The sequence below is a fragment of the Lactiplantibacillus sp. DA1 genome (assembly GCF_032681335.1).
Taxonomy (GTDB): Bacteria; Bacillota; Bacilli; order Lactobacillales; family Lactobacillaceae; genus Lactiplantibacillus.
The window spans coordinates 197,738-214,373 of sequence record NZ_JAWHTQ010000003.1; the positions used below are offsets into that span (position 1 = coordinate 197,738).

The 16,636-nt window shown below is 43.0% G+C and carries 12 protein-coding genes; 1 reads left to right on the plus strand and 11 read right to left on the minus strand.

The genetic code is table 11. The features are described from left to right. Positions 1-126: 126 nt before the first annotated feature. Positions 127-948 carry a helix-turn-helix transcriptional regulator gene (locus tag RXV91_RS05995; protein ID WP_316439111.1) on the minus strand — a complete coding sequence of 274 codons (822 nt, stop codon included), beginning with the start codon at positions 946-948 and terminating at the stop codon, positions 127-129. A 117-nt stretch (positions 949-1,065) separates the two neighbouring features. Next, a complete protein-coding gene (yjeM, locus tag RXV91_RS06000) occupies positions 1,066-2,550 on the minus strand; it encodes a glutamate/gamma-aminobutyrate family transporter YjeM (RefSeq protein ID WP_316439112.1) in 1,485 nt (494 codons plus the stop codon). 287 nt (positions 2,551-2,837) lie between these two features. On the opposite strand from yjeM, the gene RXV91_RS06005 reads away from it, so the two are divergent. Further along, on the plus strand, positions 2,838-3,233 hold the full coding sequence (locus tag RXV91_RS06005; protein WP_316439113.1) for a transglycosylase: 396 nt from the start codon (positions 2,838-2,840) through the stop codon (positions 3,231-3,233). A 245-nt stretch (positions 3,234-3,478) separates the two neighbouring features. On the opposite strand, the gene RXV91_RS06010 is transcribed toward RXV91_RS06005, so the two are convergent. From RXV91_RS06010 to RXV91_RS06050, 9 genes are all read right to left on the minus strand, one after another. After that, positions 3,479-4,600 (minus strand): NAD(P)-dependent alcohol dehydrogenase, encoded by a 1,122-nt coding sequence (locus RXV91_RS06010; protein ID WP_003642307.1) that lies wholly within the window; start codon positions 4,598-4,600, stop codon positions 3,479-3,481. Between the two features lie 364 nt (positions 4,601-4,964). Further along, a complete protein-coding gene (locus RXV91_RS06015; RefSeq protein WP_316439114.1) occupies positions 4,965-6,890 on the minus strand; it encodes a copper-translocating P-type ATPase in 1,926 nt (641 codons plus the stop codon). After that, a complete protein-coding gene (locus tag RXV91_RS06020; RefSeq protein ID WP_316439115.1) occupies positions 6,890-7,159 on the minus strand; it encodes a cupredoxin domain-containing protein in 270 nt (89 codons plus the stop codon). The genes RXV91_RS06015 and RXV91_RS06020 overlap by 1 nt, the downstream gene beginning before the upstream one ends. Positions 7,160-7,173: 14 nt before the next feature. Then, on the minus strand, positions 7,174-7,548 hold the full coding sequence (locus RXV91_RS06025; RefSeq protein WP_316439310.1) for a cupredoxin domain-containing protein: 375 nt from the start codon (positions 7,546-7,548) through the stop codon (positions 7,174-7,176). Between the two features lie 559 nt (positions 7,549-8,107). Then, a complete protein-coding gene (locus tag RXV91_RS06030; protein ID WP_316439116.1) occupies positions 8,108-12,064 on the minus strand; it encodes a mucin-binding protein in 3,957 nt (1,318 codons plus the stop codon). A gap of 130 nt (positions 12,065-12,194) precedes the next feature. Then, on the minus strand, positions 12,195-12,956 hold the full coding sequence (locus RXV91_RS06035; protein WP_316439117.1) for a helix-turn-helix domain-containing protein: 762 nt from the start codon (positions 12,954-12,956) through the stop codon (positions 12,195-12,197). A 363-nt stretch (positions 12,957-13,319) separates the two neighbouring features. After that, a complete protein-coding gene (locus RXV91_RS06040) occupies positions 13,320-13,574 on the minus strand; it encodes a TfoX/Sxy family protein (protein ID WP_316439118.1) in 255 nt (84 codons plus the stop codon). Between the two features lie 34 nt (positions 13,575-13,608). After that, the gene (locus RXV91_RS06045) at positions 13,609-14,937 is read right to left on the minus strand and encodes a GHKL domain-containing protein (RefSeq protein WP_316439119.1); all 1,329 of its coding nucleotides are present in this window, start codon (positions 14,935-14,937) and stop codon (positions 13,609-13,611) included. Positions 14,938-15,147: 210 nt separating this feature from the next. Then, a complete protein-coding gene (locus tag RXV91_RS06050; RefSeq protein WP_316439120.1) occupies positions 15,148-16,635 on the minus strand; it encodes a cell surface protein in 1,488 nt (495 codons plus the stop codon). Between the last annotated feature and the right edge of the window lies 1 nt (position 16,636).

Below are 16,636 nucleotides of genomic sequence, written 5' to 3' on the forward strand. Positions count from 1 at the left end.
GTCATCGTTATTACGGCCAACCACTCCAAATCAATAACGGGCCGTTAGATCAAGTGCACATGTATTTAGTTGGTGATTATAAAATACACGGTGGGGACGCCAACATAAAATCAGAATACTGATAATTTACAAGCGGTCGTTAACTTGTTCTTTAAATAGGTCTTTAAAAACTTGTGACCGTTGGCTGGCAACCTGTGCCGTGGCGCTCTCCCCCGCCAACATTGCGAGTTGCGCCATCAGTTGATAAATATTTGCCAGCATATAGTGCGAATTATGCGTCGTTGCAAAGGCCAAGCCCTGCGTCAAACGAGTCAATGCCAGTTGGGTGTCGTGTTGTTCGTAGGCCACTAATCCAGCAAGGTAAAAGACAATATTATCGTTTTCTGCGTACGCCCCTTCGTCAATACCGGTTAATGCCCGTGTGACCAGAGTCGTGACTTTAGCTTGCGGATGGTGACTAGCCTTGACGACGGCTAGTGAAATCAGTGCTAAGCGCGTCAACGTTGTCAGTGGCGTATTGGACGCAGCCATGCCGATCGCCAAGCGTAAATTTTGTTGCGCCACATCTGAGGTACGGTCAACCTGCCAACAAGCCACACCTAAATAATAATAGTAAGCCTGCGTCTGCTCATCCGTTTGAACATGCTCTAACGCTGCTGGTTGTAATAGCCAATTCTTCAATTGCTGGTATTGATGAGCATTGCAAATTTGCTGAACGCGAGCATTAAACGCCAGGTCGGCACTGATTTCAAAATCGTCCGCTAAGCTCAATGTACTTACCGCGACTCCTAATCGCCGGCACAGCGCGAGTAACAGGCGAGCATTCGGCACATAGTGATCATTTTCAATTGCCGAAAGCATTGATTGCGCACAAATTCCCTGCGCGGCTTGCTGTTGATTGAGTCGCTGGGCTTTACGTGCTTGTTTTAACGTAGTCCCCAATGACATGATCATTCCTCCTCAGGTAACTTTTACTAATGAGTGTACTAAATTCCAAGCATTTTGACATCAAAAAAATACCATTCGCTTGCAAAATCAATCGAATGATATTTTTAAAATGTTTATTTAATTGACATGCCGTTCTCGCACTTGATACCAGATAATCCCGGCCACACCGAAGACAATTGGTCCAACTAGCATCCAAATCGTATTTTGAATCTGCCCAGTTTCCAAGATTGGCTGGATCAACGTGAAGACATTCGCACCTAAGACGACAATGAACACGACCCAACTAATAATTTTCGTCCAAGTCAATGACTTGTACACTTCAAAAGGCTTAACAATGTTCTGGTTTTCCTTAAACTTCGGAAACGCGTATAGCAAGAAGAGGTATGGTAACGTCATCGAAACGTTCGCCATTAACGTCAACACATTGTAGAAGGCCGACGCGTCTGCCGTTGCAAAAGACGCCACCAAGATGATCACAATCACGATGGCACATTGAACCATCATGGCATAACTTGGCATACCAGCTTTGTTGAGCTTCGTAAATTTCTTCGGCCACAGTTCCTTAGGTGTTCCCAAGATAAGCGTCTTCAATGGTGAATAAGTTAAGGTGAAGAACGCCCCACTGTAAGCGAGGAACATCCCTAAGCCGGTGTACCGTGCGAACCACAGTCCCATTGTCTTAGCCGCCGCTGTACTCAAACCAAGCGCTTGCCCTAAGACATAACCCAAGTTTTGCATCATGACATAACTAATATTACCAAGGTTAGTCGTTGGATTCGACAAAACGGCTTGCCAGTTCGTACTAATCCCCCAGCAGAAGATTCCCAGGCCATAGCCTAAGGTAATGACGATGGCCGAAATGATAATTCCGCGTGGGAAGGTCTTTTCGGGGTTCTTGGTCTTATCAACCATCCCACCGAGAACTTCGAGCCCACCGTAAGCAAAAATGGCGAAAACGGCAAATCCAAGTAACCCGACTGGGTGTTGATAACTCGGATTAGGCGAAGTCATGACATGTTGTAACGGCTGTGCAAACTGCCCGTGATTCAAGGCTAAAACAATACCCGAAACGACTAATAGAATCGCCGTCAAACTCGTTACTGCCAGGCCACCTAAACTTGTGACCCGGACAATGCCTTTCATCCCTTTGATGGAAACGAACGTCACCAGCACCATCCATAGACAGGATAAAAGTCCAATCATCTGCGTCGCATTCAGGCCAAACATCGCAAAGCGTTGGGTCTGATCGCTCCCAAAGAAGATGGTCGTAAACGGGATCCAGACTTTAGCCGACGTTGAGACTAGCCAAATGATGTACGAGGCAAACCACATGAACGTGCCCACAAACGCGAACTTCGCATTCACGCTCACTTCCAACCACTTGTACATTCCACTACTATCGGACTTAACTGCCGCCCCGAACTCCGCCATCATTAGCGCGAACGGAATAAAGAATAATACTGCTGCTACTAAGTAAAATAAAATAGAGCTATAACCCATCAAGTAATAGGCAACCGTACTATTGGCAAATCCAAAAACCGTGGTGAAGATCATCATGACTAAAGCCATCAGTGTAATCTTCTCATTATCTTTTTCTGCCATTATTGCACTCCCTTACTCCTTCAATACTTTTATAAAGTTGTTTCAATTTTAAGATTACCGTAAGAATGCAATAAAGCGCTTTAGTTTTCCTAACAATATTATGATTTTTCTATGTGATAACTAGTACCATTATTAATCTAAACAACCCCTCTCATAATTAGTAATGATCCCTGTTTTATTCGGAACAACTTCCATTTAATAGCATGGTAACTTTTCTTTAACATCACTGAAACATAATTAGCGTAAGCTACGGTTATCAGCTTATAAAAAACGGGGTCATACATACAATGCAAAAGTTCAAGTTAAAAACCATACTCTTATTCGCTCTGGCTAGTTGCATCTTCGGAATTACCGCTAACATTACCACTAGTTTTGTGCCCTCAATCACAGTAACAGCTCAGGCTGCTAAAAAGCCTAGTCAAGCCCAGCAAATTACTAAGGTCAACGCTAAGCTTTCCAAGGCTAACCGCGCCGCCAAAAATTGGATTGCTTATCGTGAATCTGGTTACAGCTACACGGCTCGTAACGGCCGCTGTTATGGTCGCTACCAGTTATTACGCTCATATTTGCACGGCAACTTATCGCCACTGAATCAAGAAAGACGCGCTAATACCTACGTGGCTGCTCGCTATGGTTCTTGGGTCAACGCTAAACGTTTCTGGCAACATCATCACTGGTACTAGACTGATATAACTTCCAATATTGCATAAGAGTCCGCCTAATCACAACTGTTGTAATTAGGCGGACTTTCCTATGTATGATTGTGAAACTACGGCATAAATCTCCAAAGTCACCAATTAACTTGGTTCAGTATTCTTTATCAATGCCCTTAGATTCTCAACATGATGACATACTAAAAAGCGGCTGCCCCAAAATTAACTTTTAGCACAGCCGCCTGTAAAACTCACTAATAACACCAACCCGTCAGCTATTTGCCGGGTTGATAATCCTCATCAATAATCAAAACCGGCTTAATGGTCTTACCACTCCCGGAATCAGCATTGGCTTGATTAATATCTTCAAACTTATAGAACTTTTCAGTCTTTTCAAATGGAAACATACCATGTTGATAGAAATCGATCAACCGTGGGATATCAACGCCAGGAATGGCATCACCCATGTTAACACCGATGACTTTCTTGTCATCAACACACAAATCGTTCCATGAGCTAATGGTGATATTTTTGGCCGTAACGGCAATCAAGGCCGCAGTCCCACCTTGAGCAAGTGCATGGATTGCAGAAACCATAACTGGTTCTACCCCAGTCGTATCAACGGCAAAGTCGACCCCGTAACCGTGCGTTAACTTCTTGATGGCTTCAACGGGGTCTTCTTCCTTACTGTTGATGGCATGGGTGGCACCCAATTCCTTAGCAAGTTCTAGCCGTGAATCAACAATGTCGACCGCAATCACTTCAGTACAACCTGAAATCTTACCAGCCATCATTGCCGCTAAACCAACCGCACCAGTCCCAAAGACTGCAATTGTTTGTCCTGGGCGCGGCTGTAAACTGTTCAAAACAGTGCCACTCCCGGTGACATAGCCGCAGCCTAAAGGTCCCAAGCGACGTAAATCTAGTTCTTTTGGTACTTTAACCGCATTACGTTGGTCAACTACCGTATGAGTCGTGAAGGAAGATTGGTCGAACATATCACTGATATGGTGCCCGTTTTCTTGGAAATGGTCGGAACCATCGGGACGAGTCCCACTCAAGTTATAGTCGGCATAATTCCGACATTTAGTTGGCATGCCTTTCAGACAGTTATCACATGTTCCGTCAGCGTAAAATGATAGAATAACATGGTCGCCCACTTCAAAATTAGTTACTTCTGAACCGACCTTTTCGACGATTCCAGAACCTTCGTGTCCTAAAATTACTGGATAACCTAGCGACGCATCACCCCGCCGAATTGCTTCATCAGAATGGCAAATTCCAGTCGCAACCATTTTGATTTGTAAATCAGTTGCTTTCATTTCAGCTAATTCAATATCATCTTTAATGACAAATGGATCGTTTACTTTATCAACCACTGCTGCTTTAATTTTCATGTTCAAACCCTCGTTTCAAATAGTATGTAAACCGCTTACAATTAACATTGTTACACAATACACAATTTGATTCAAGCGCTTACAAAAGCATCTAACACCACACTTATCTCCGTTAAATGGGCATTCTTCTAATTTTACACTAACGATATGATACTTAATTAGTGTAAATCTAATACTTTTTTTTTACTGATTGTGAGGAATTTATAGCCAGTTTCCTTTCTTAAATTGTCGACTCAAAAAGCGGGTGTCTAACGCCAGCTCAACAACGTGAACTGGCGTTAGACACCCGCATATTTTGTACCATTAACACACATTTCTGCTTGTTTAACAAGCCCGATTTCATCCGACGCTATCTGCTCATCGTCTACGCAGGTTGGGCGTTCGAACTGATCTTAGCTTTATTTAGCAATACCGAACTCGTGACTACGGACAATGAACTAAAGGCCATTGCTAATCCGGCCAATTCGGGGCTAAGCGTCAGCCCAATGGCAAAGAAGAGACCCGCCGCGACTGGAATCCCGAGCACGTTGTACACGAAAGCCCAGAACAGATTAAGTTTGATACGGTTAAACGTCTTCTTACTCAATGCCAACGCCCGGTCAACATCACGCAGATCGTTCTTAACGAGCACGATGCCACCAGCATCGATTGCAATATCAGTTCCGGAACCCATGGCAATCCCAACATCCGCCGTCGTCAACGCGGGGGCGTCATTAATACCATCGCCGACAAAGGCCACCTTGCCAGCCTTCTGGAACGTGTGAACGTGCTCAGCCTTATCACCTGGCAGCACATCAGCAATCACTTCATCAATACCGACTTGATCCGCCACAGCTTGTGCGACCCGTTCGTTATCGCCGGTTAACATGACCGTCTTCAAGCCACGTGCTTTCAAACTCGCAATGGCTGCCTCAGACGTCGATTTGGCGACGTCTTGAATGGCAATCAATCCAATGATTTCGTGATTTAAGCCCACGTACACGACCGTTTTCGCCGCGTCCTGAAGCTCGGTGGCTTGGCGTTGTAATTCAGCACTAATCGGCTCATCAGTTAATAATTTATGATTACCGACCACCGCTAATTGGCCTTCAACTTGAGCAGTCACACCTTTACCCTCGATGGCTTGGAAGTTCGTGGCGGTTGGTGCTTGAATACCACGGGCCGTGCCACGTTTTAATATTGCCGCAGCTAAAGGATGTTCCGAAGCCGCTTCTAAGCTAGTGGCAACGCGCAGTACTTGGGCTTCGTCGCCGATAACATCGGTCACTTGTGGGTGACCAACCGTAATCGTTCCCGTCTTATCAAAGATCACCGTTTTAACGTCATTGACAGCTTCCAAGACCTCACCATTTTTAATCAGGATCCCCATCTTGGCACCACGGCCGGTACCGACCATTAGTGCGGTCGGCGTAGCTAAACCTAGCGCACACGGGCAGGCAATCACGACCACAGCGACCGCAAAAATCAAGGCATTCGCGAGACTAGCATTCAAGAAAACATACCAGGTCAAGAAGGTAACGATAGCAATAATTAGCACAATCGGCACAAAGATATCAGAAACTTTATCGGTCAGCTTTTGAATCGGTGCGTGACTGTTTTGTGCTTTTTTAACGAGCTCAACGATTTGAGCCAGCATTGTCTGGTCACCGACCTTGCTAGCTTTGAACTGAAAGGTCCCATTACTATTAATCGTTGAACCAATGACAGCGTCCGCCACCGTTTTTTGAACCGGCATACTTTCTCCCGTCACCATTGACTCATCAACCGTTGAACGGCCAGTTGTAATTACACCATCAACGGGAATTTTTTCCCCTGGCTTGACCCGAATAATGTCGCCGACTACTACTTGATCCAACGGCACTTTTACAAATTCTTGATTGCGTAACACTTCCGCTTCCTTGGCTTGTAAGCCCACTAGCTTTGCGACCGCGCTGGACGCGTTGTGCCGCATTCGTTCTTCAAAGACTTGGCCGAGCAAAACGAAAGTGGTCACAAGTGCGGCACTTTCAAAGAAGACTGCTTGCCCCGTTGCCATTGCGTATAAGCTGTAAAAATAAGCAGTCGCGGTGCCAATTGCCACCAAAGTATCCATATTGGCATGGTGCTTAGTAAAAGACGCCCACGCACTTTGCAAGAACGGCCGAGCCGAAACAGCCATAATGATGGTCGTCAGAATCAACTGCGTCCAATCACCACCCGGAAGCATCCAGCCAAAGGGCATCAAAATCATATTAGCCAGTAGTGGCAGGGAAAATATTAATGAAATCCAAAACCGTTTCGTCGTGCTCATCACACAATCACCACCTTGCCACTCACCATGTCCATCCCACAACTAAAGTGAAATTCACCGGCTCGATCAGTTGGTACCGTCACCGTTTGCGGTTGGTCAAGGGGTAACTCAGTCGTAAAGTGCAAGTCGGTTGAATGTACTTGCTCTAAGCACCCCTGCGTACTCGTGCGCGTAAACGTTAATTGGGCCGGTACACCTTGTTGTAAAGTCACTGTTGATGGTTCATAACTACCGTTCACTGTTACATTAATATGTTGTTGTGCTACCATTATTTTTTCCTCCACTATTTAATAATTAATTTGCCATGAAACATATCCATACCGCAGGCCCACTGGTATTCACCAGACTTACTCGTGTCAATCGTGATTGCTTCAACTTGATTTTGTGGTAATTCCTGATTAATTCCAAAATCACTAAATACCACGTGATCAAGACAACCAGATGCATCCTTGCGCGTAAAGTTAAGCACCGCAGGAACTCCTTTTTTTAAGACAATTTGTTCTGGCGAATAACCACCCTTAACCTCGACGTCAACCCGTTGTAAGCCACCAGCTGCACTTGCAGTCGCTGTGGTCGTGGTATGTTTACCAAAAAACCACCACAGAATAAAACCAATCCCTAATAAGCCAACTAACAAAACTAATCCTTTAATAACCATCATTACCAGTCCTTTCACATCGCCGCTTCGTTTACATTTGTAATCGATATAAGTATCATAATACCATCGTTTACATTTGTCAACGATAAATGCTATTTTTAGATAACCCCTCAGGCTATCCAGCTTTTGATGTAAATTTCAGCTAAGATGTACCGGCATTAGCAAATTATGCACTTTAATTACATCGTAATCCACAACACTATAATTTCTATCACAACTAACTCAATATCGCTGTATATGAAACTAAAATAAAACAATTGAGGACAAGAATGTAAAATTCATTCTTGCCCTCAATTGTTGATTATCACGTCACCAATAATTTAGCAACGTATGTGCTACATACCAGTTTTCATATATCAACATACCGTCTCCAGTCTCATTCAACTTCTGAAATCGGCTGAATGACCAATAAAACACTAGTCGTGGAATACAATCACTTAAATTTTCGTTCGTGCATTAATAGATTGATATTGAACAACAACACTTCAAAAAAGAGACATGTTAGATTAGCTCGATATCAAGCCATTACTTTCTTCTAAGCCAATTTTTGAGCAACAGCTTAGTCCCGTTGTTTAATCTTAAACCAACTAACAATTGAACTAAGTACCAACACAATGATACCCCATATTGATAAATGATTATGACGTTCGCTAGTCTGAGGTAACGTTGACATTTGGTTTTGTTGTCGAGTTGTCTTATTCTTAGCAGGTTGTGCACTGACCCAACCGATCACTGAAGTATTAGTCAGCGCTGGTTTAGGTGTAACCTGACTTGTCGACCTAGCACCCTTTGTTGGTTGTGCCTTTACCGTTGTTATCGTATCAACTTGATTTTGCTCGGTAATCTGCTGATGTTGCCCTAGTTTGATGGGTACCGCTGATTGGTGACTTGGGTCAGCCGGGATATTTGACCGGCTGACATGATCATCAACTTGACTTGGCCAATTACCGGATTGATCTGGCTGGTTCGATTGATCATTATGATTATCGGGTTGATCTGGTTTACCGGCTGGCTGATTCGACTGATCATTATGATTATCGGGTTGACCTGGTTTACCGGCTGGCTGATTCGACTGATCATTATGATTATCGGGTTGACCTGGTTTACCGGCTGGCTGATTCGACTGATCATTATGATTATCGGGTTGACCTGGTTTACCGGCTGGCTGATTGGGACTAACTGGTGCTCTTTGATAGCTAACCGTAACCACTTGATTACCAGTTGTCAGGCTAACAGTTTGTGCCGCAACTTCTGTTAGCATCGTGGTCGCATTCACAATGACTGGTGATATGACTTTTGCCATAGTAGCTGTTGTTACTGGCATCCACTTCTCATACGTCACTTGACCCGTCACTAGATCAATCGTTGCATTTCGTTGGAAATAAACGGTTTGGCTTACTGATGGAGCGGCTAACCTACCATCTGTATAGACGTAATTAATAGTCCGCCGTACTGCATGTGTTAAGTCGTCTTGACCACTAATATCAGGATAGACAATGATTGGATTATTAGGATTAATTGGAACACCCGGCATTCCCGGTTGATCCGGTGTTATGGTCATCAAGCGATGACCATAAGTGACCACTATCGTCTCTAAATCAGGATCGGTAACCGCCACATTTTTGGAAGTCACGGCATCAATATCCGGTACTGTATAACCGTTAGCCGTTAAATCGGGTGAGCGGACAGTCGTGTACTGCCCAGTCCCTTCTAACACCCAAGCCTGATTAGCTAACCCGGTATCAACCTTTCCATCACCATTTAAATCATATCCAAGTAAAGATCCCGTTCGTTTCTCAACAATTGCCGTTCGTCGGTAAACTACAAGTTGTTGCACTGCTGGGGCAATTGTCTGATGACTTTGACGATCAAGATACGTGGTAATCCGCCGTTTATTTTTGTATTCAGTGATGGCCTGTGTTGCTAGTCGGTAATAAACATTAATCGTAACATTCTCACTATCAGCACTGGTCACCATTTGACGTGGTACTACTTTGAGATCTGGCGCTGCGTAATCTGCACCGCTTAAATCAGGTGACTTGACCGCCGTAAACCAAGGTGCTGAGCCGACCAATAGCCAAGATTGTTTTGGATCGTGGGTGTCCACTTGACCATCGCCATCCGTATCATACCCGAGTACAGTCCCATCATGGGCAACAACTGTTAGTAATTCATAGATCACCTTCTGGATAACGGGTGTCAGTGTTACGATGGGGCGCAACGTCTCACCATCCATATAATTAATCGTACGTATAATTTCGTGCTGTGTCATTTGCACGTGGGTTATTTGTTTATACTTTACAATCACCGTTAAATCACTCCCGTTACCCGCAACTTTTTTCGCCTGCACAACTACCAAATCCGGAACTTGATAACCCTGAGCAGTTAAGTCTGGAGAAACAACGGCACACCATTCTGAATTTTCTGGCTCAACGAATTGCCAAGCCAGCGCACCATCAGTTGTATCCACCACACCATCGCCATTAGTATCATACCCGAGTACAGTTTTAGTCTGACTATTTAAAATCACGTGACGAGTAAACCGGACCAATTGTTTCACTGGCGCCGCAACAACAGCCCCCGTCCGCTCATCTTGATATTGAATCGTGCGCGTCACAGCTCGATATTCAGGTACACTTTCAACTGTTGCTACTGGCTCCTGTGCTGGTAACACGTTTAACCAAGTTGTCGCCGAACGCGTACCATCCGTATATGTGACTTGATACCGATGCTGTCCCGCAATATGCGTATTGATTGCTTTTAGACCTGATAGTTGATTACCGTTTGTATCTGTAATAGCCACCTTCAAGACTCCCATTGCTAATAATTCTTGAAAGCCAGTCAAAGTATCAACAACCGTACCATCCGATTTAATGACCGCAATCAAATACGCTAGTGGGTTGTCACCCACCAATTGTCCAAAACCATAATTATGTTCATTTTGACTCGTAATTGTTTGCCACACTGCACTATTACCATCACCAAACCCATATTGCAAAACTGCTGCCGCATCAACATTTTGATTCGTTGTCAACACCGCGTGGGGCGCAACCATTTTACCAGTGATGGCCGTTGTGTTCATAATTCGAGTGGCTTGATTAAAGTTCCATACCAAGTTAGGGGTACTACTGGTAAAGCCACCTCCAATTGTCAACTGAGGCGCCGTCGTTACAACGTTATAAATCACCACGTCAGTCGCCGTAAAACCAATCGTTCGAATGCCACTGTGCCAATCGTTCAAATCAAGATTAACGGCATAATAATGCCGACCTTGAAAAACACCTAAATCGGCCGTGCCCTGCTCACCAATGACATTCTTTGACAATATGCCGCCATTCGCAGCCGGGAAAACAGCTTCCGTTGTTACTAATCGATTATAAAAGTTGCTAACATTAATTTGTGCGCGGTGGAACTCACGAGGATCAACCATGGTATCGTCAACGGTTAAGTTATCGGTTGGAACCCCCTTAATGGCTCCATTCCCCGTTGGTCGTGCCTCAGCATAATCCATCTCCTGATTGGTTAGGGAGCGGTCAGTCAAAGCATTTTTGGTAGTAAAAGTGATGGTATTATTCGTGACCGATAAACCACCATTCACAATAGTTGCCCACTCAGTGTCCTGCCCAGCACGAATCGTAGCATTAGTATTAATGACATGTAGACCACCACTAATAGCAGCGACACTCCCATCAAATGAGCTATTAACAATCGTAATACCGGTTAATGAAATAATCCGATAGGTCGCGAGCCAATCCTGAATCATCGCGATCAAAGCTGGCTGACCATACTGTTTGACGTATTGGTCAAGGTAATCCTGATTTGATAAGTTCTTGGCCGTTGTTAAAAATGATGACGCCATGACTGCACGTTGCATTACTTGAGCCTTTTTCATTGTTGGAATCACACTAGGTACTTGAACTGCCGCCTGTGACTTTACGCCTATCTCGTCATTAGCTTTTACGGCATACGCATTAGTTGAACTGGCTGATAAATGCCTTTTGAGCGTAGATTCTTTTGCCACACGTGTTACTGGACTTGATACCCTAGTTCCCTCAGCTGTCGCATGAGCGTTTGGAGTAACGGTCATCGCTCGGACTGAAGTTGCCGATTGGCTTTTCACACTGTCAGGTTGTACTTGACTTGCTGTATTGCTCGCTCGTTCTAGCTGACTAGTTGGCCCTTGACGATTATCAGATGAACTAGTTATGCCACTAGTTACTGGCATTGCCTGGCTCAGTGGGCCTTCACTAGCTATCGATGAGTTAGCCGCACTAATGGCACTGGTCGCTTGCCTCTGTTCAGGGTCCATACTGCCACTAGCCGTTGATACTGATGTCTCCCTGACAACTGCCTTCCCAGAATGGTCACTAACAGATTGCTTCGCCATCGCGGTTGTATCTATGTGGCTTGCCTGAACAGCTGTTGGGGCTAATCCCCATCCTAAAATTAGAACACTTGAAAATAACCATATCGTTGGTTTATGAACACGCTGATTTCCCCGTGAATATTGCATCATTACTTGCCCCTGTTAATCTTAGTCAAATATCGACATATTTTGAATTTTGAGGCATAGTATACCCGCATTATAAACGTCAAAACGAGAATTTGTATTTACGTGAACAAGGTTATCTCCAAAAGTACAAGTGTCAGTCCGTTCGTGTATTAAGTTGTCGAAATTCTAATGGTGTCTGCCCGGTCTCCTTCTTAAAGCGTTTTGAAAAATCGGCCGCATCGTAGAAACAAAGTTCGGCAGCAATCGCTCGAATGGTTAAATCCGATGCTAGCAGCATATGTTCAGCCTCCTGAATTTTTTTGGCATTGATATAATCGCGAATTGACATATGCATCTCTTGACTAAAAGATCGCCGAACCGCCTCAGGATTGCACCGATTATTGACGTGAGCCAACACCTTTTTCACTGATAATTGATCGTGCAAATGAGCGTTGGTATAGTACATCACATCCAGCGTCGACTCCAAATGGGCGTTGTAAGCTAAAGCGTTCGGTTGCGCAATCGCCGCAAAATCACGAATAATTTGCACAACTAATGGCTGGTAGCGTTCGGTTGTCACTGGCAACTTGACTAACCAACGGTGGTAATCATTGCGTAGCTTAACAAATTCATAAATTTCAGCATGATTTTGAATTCCTTCAAAGGCTAAGACATCTACGAGGGCACTAAGTTGAAGTTGCTTTTCCTCACTCGATAATTTATTTAATAAGTCTCGTGAACGGGTTAAGTTCTTCTTAGCAAACTGAATGCCCTCTTCAATCTTGCCAGCCCGGTAAAATCGAATGAAATCTCGTTCTAAGTATCCTAATAATATCAGTCCTTTAGTTGTCGGGTGCTGATCATTATAATCACGCATTTGATGTAAATATTGTACAAATTGTAGTTCTGTCCCCATAATCTGTAACCCCTTTACGTTGTTGGTCAAAATTTGTTAACCCAAAAATAATGCTCATTTTAACAGATGTCCGGCGGTAATACCATTTACATTTACCATCTGACAATTTATAATACTAATCAATTCCGCTATACACTAATGATTCTAACAAATAATTTTTATTTAACAATCAATACACAAAAACGGCTATCCCTAGTAACAGAGATAACCGCTATCCAAAGTGATGCTTTTAATATTAATTATTTCACATGAAACACATAAATAACATTTTGATTATCTAAAAGATTACGTCAGTCACTCGAAATAACTGCAATCAACACCCTTTCTTGTCGCAAATTGTGAACTCATCTTACCATTCATAACTTATGACAACGATCTAAAATATTGCTTTAAATCTTCCCGAGTTGCTGGCGCTAACTGTGAATAAGTCCGATTCTCAATTGCTCCTTGTAGCGAATACAATAATTGAATACAAGCATGTGGATTTACTTCCCTAATAGCTGCAAAAGCGGCCTTACTCCCCGTTGCCTTTAGCTGTTCAGGTGTCATAATTGCTACTGCTTGTAACTGTTTGGCTAATGTTAAACCAATATTAGGCAATGCTGTTAATTCAGTCACTAAAACCAACTCCTTGCAATTTATCAAAAATAGCTTAATGTTTTATAACAAATTCCGCTATAAAGTTACCCTCCTCAATACAATAATTGACCACCAACTGATCTGTGATTAATTGTTCAATGCTACTCAATCCGTAACCCAAATGTCCCGGCTTAGTTGTAAACCGGCTTTTTTTTATGACTGAAACATCAATCAACTCATGTATTGGAATTTGGTTTGTAATCGAGAATATCGTTGTGTGGGCATCACGATTGTTGACAGTCAAAAGAACTTGATGATTCGTACGTACCGCGGCATCTGTAGCATTATCCAGTAAATTGCCTAGAATCCGCACCACTTTTATCTGTGGAATATCTGACAAAGTGATTTTCTCTAAGATTGTCACCACCAGATGAACATCCCGTCCACTAGCCGCCTCGTATTTTGCATAAATTAAACCACTGACTGTGGGCATATCCAGTTGACTTAAATCATTCAGTTCTGACTGTCGATTCAGCGTTGCTCTTACCGGCATTACTTCAGTATCAAAATAACGTTTTAATCCTGGCATATCATTATTCTGAATAAACGCCGCCATACTCAGTAAAATATTTTCATAGTCGTGTTTAAATAAATGCAAATCACGATTATGGTGACTTAATAATTCGTTGTAGTTTGAAACCTGCAATAGTAGCTGTGCGTCATTCAAATGACTATTTTTGTTGCTAATTAAATACGAACCAATAATACCAAATGTAATGGTAGCCGCAATTGCCATATACGTTTGTGCATTGACCGACCATTCCAGCGCAAAGACATATGCCATGATGTAAATCGCAAAAAATAATATAACTAGTAAATAATCACTAATATTGACATAGGCTCGCTGCAAGAAATCCGCGGCCGATACTTTTACTAGCCATCGATGAGCAAGCAGTCCTAAAGTAATGATAATTGGCAGCATCATCATCGATGCTAAAAAAAGATTAATATCAGCCGTAGAATGCAAACCAATTGCTTGTCGTAACAACATCGGTGACGCTGAGTGCGCAAGCGTCTTAGCAACCACCCCCATAATAGCACCAATTAACCGCTTAAGCGCGTTTAAAAAAATGGCTACCGGCAACATTAATATCCATTGTGTGTACAATAATCTAGAACTCATGAAAGTTGTCACACAAACAATCGGAATAATCCAAAAATAGGCTAGTGGAACTTGAGGCCACAGATTTGAAGCAACTGCCCCCAAACTCATTGTTATCATAACCAGACTCACCCAAACAATTGCAATCCGCCAAGTCACATATTCTCTAAAACCAATCATCAAAAATAGCATTTCATAACTACCAGAAATTAAAGACAACGCTAAGAGTACTGCTGACATGTTACTCACCTCATTGTTATTAACACGTTTGTTAGTTCACCTTACTATATTAAAAATACGAATCCATCAAATCCTCCCACTACACATTGTAAACATAAATTAAAATTAGCCTATAATAAAACCCTTACAATTTTATTATTGAATATTCACAAAAAAAGATATTGCGAATTAATACATTTTTGCAATATCTGTTGACCATTTATATTAATTTTAAGGTATATCTTGTAACGTCCAATTAACGGTACCATTATAACTATCAATCTGCACGCTCGGTTGGACATCCAGTAAAATTCCCTGACCACTTGACCAACCACTCGTCGCATTAGTACTCGTTATCCCCGCAATCTTCTTTCCAGAACTAACGGTTACCGAGGCATTTGTCAAAACTTGCTTATTACCCGCATTGAGATAAATCAAGTTGCCACTCATTGTACGCGTACTAGACGTCATTGCAGTTGCCGTCGCCCGCAAATACCACGGTGAGCCAGTTTTACGTGTATCATTAATAGAGATGTTCCAACCACTCGTTGGTTGATATAATGTCTCCTTGAACGGAATTGACAATATTCCAAATGTCAGACTTGTTGGTAATGTCTCGATGCTCAAAGTTCCATCGCGCATCGTTACAGTAATTGTTTTGGCGTCAGACCTGAGCCCAGAGCTTCCTTGACCATAAATATTGATCATTGTACTACCACCAGCGGCCAGACTGTTCAGTTTGCTTGCCAAATCAGTCTCTTTTGCCATATAAGTAATCGTATCAGTTGCACTATCTGGGTTCGTCACGACAATTCCAGCCTGTTTAACCAACCAGGCAATGACAGCATTATCACTTGTTAATGCATCTAAATCACTGGGATAAAGCTCAATTTCCGACTTCGTACTAGTGATATTTAATTTTTTGAGTGTCACCGTTGCTGTCGCCGTTCCCTTATCACCAGTAATCTCATCGACTTCAGTAACGGTGACACTACTCAAAGCTCCTAAAGTAGTCCCAAGACTCAATGTGTATGTGCCATCACTCCCGACCGTTGTTGTCACGCCATTAATATTACTACTTATCGTGTTGCCGGTTGTTCCAGTTCCTTTGATCAGCGTATCAGTTGAATAAAGGGTCCCCGTAATCTTAGGTGTCAGCGTCTGCACATTGAAACGCCCCATTTGATAAGTTCCTTCCTCACCATTAACCATAATCCGGAAACCAATATAGATTGGCAACTTGCTTTTTATATTTTGAAAATTGACTGCTAACGTCTGCGTTTGTTTTAAGGAACTAATTGTAATCGAATTACCACTACCTAGACTAGTAGGTGTTGACGTGACCAGTGTCGTCCCTGTATAGCTACCGCTCGCTGGATTGGTCATAATATCAAAATAAGCTTTTGCCATCGTATTACTAGACCTTAGTGCGATCGAACCTGTCATCGTCATTGTAATTTTGGTCGTCTGGTTCGTGATTCGACCATTATCGGCATAATTAGCGGTCACGGCCCCGAGTGCAGGATACGACGATAAACCACTATCAACGTTACTCCCAACAACATTACCCAACGGCACCGCCTGAAAGGCCTTGTTAGCTTTCACATCAGTCATCTTATCCGTTAAAGTTGCTGCCATGCCGCCTAAACTAAATATATTTAGTAATCCAAGTACACTGAGAACAAGAATTAGTAGCCAGCTTTTTCGTCCTTTAAACATC

Bases quoted from the DNA above. Each gene is read 5' to 3' on its own strand.
- RXV91_RS06035 (WP_316439117.1), bottom strand. From the start codon at position 12,956: ATGGGGACAGAACTACAATTTGTACAATATTTACATCAAATGCGTGAT.
- RXV91_RS05995 (WP_316439111.1), bottom strand. From the start codon at position 948: ATGTCATTGGGGACTACGTTAAAACAAGCACGTAAAGCCCAGCGACTC.
- RXV91_RS06015 (WP_316439114.1), bottom strand. From the start codon at position 6,890: ATGAGCACGACGAAACGGTTTTGGATTTCATTAATATTTTCCCTGCCA.
- RXV91_RS06020 (WP_316439115.1), bottom strand. From the start codon at position 7,159: ATGGTAGCACAACAACATATTAATGTAACAGTGAACGGTAGTTATGAA.
- RXV91_RS06025 (WP_316439310.1), bottom strand. From the start codon at position 7,548: ATGGTTATTAAAGGATTAGTTTTGTTAGTTGGCTTATTAGGGATTGGT.
- RXV91_RS06050 (WP_316439120.1), bottom strand. From the start codon at position 16,635: ATGTTTAAAGGACGAAAAAGCTGGCTACTAATTCTTGTTCTCAGTGTA.
- RXV91_RS06005 (WP_316439113.1), top strand. From the start codon at position 2,838: ATGCAAAAGTTCAAGTTAAAAACCATACTCTTATTCGCTCTGGCTAGT.
- yjeM (WP_316439112.1), bottom strand. From the start codon at position 2,550: ATGGCAGAAAAAGATAATGAGAAGATTACACTGATGGCTTTAGTCATG.
- RXV91_RS06030 (WP_316439116.1), bottom strand. From the start codon at position 12,064: ATGATGCAATATTCACGGGGAAATCAGCGTGTTCATAAACCAACGATA.
- RXV91_RS06045 (WP_316439119.1), bottom strand. From the start codon at position 14,937: ATGTCAGCAGTACTCTTAGCGTTGTCTTTAATTTCTGGTAGTTATGAA.
- RXV91_RS06010 (WP_003642307.1), bottom strand. From the start codon at position 4,600: ATGAAAATTAAAGCAGCAGTGGTTGATAAAGTAAACGATCCATTTGTC.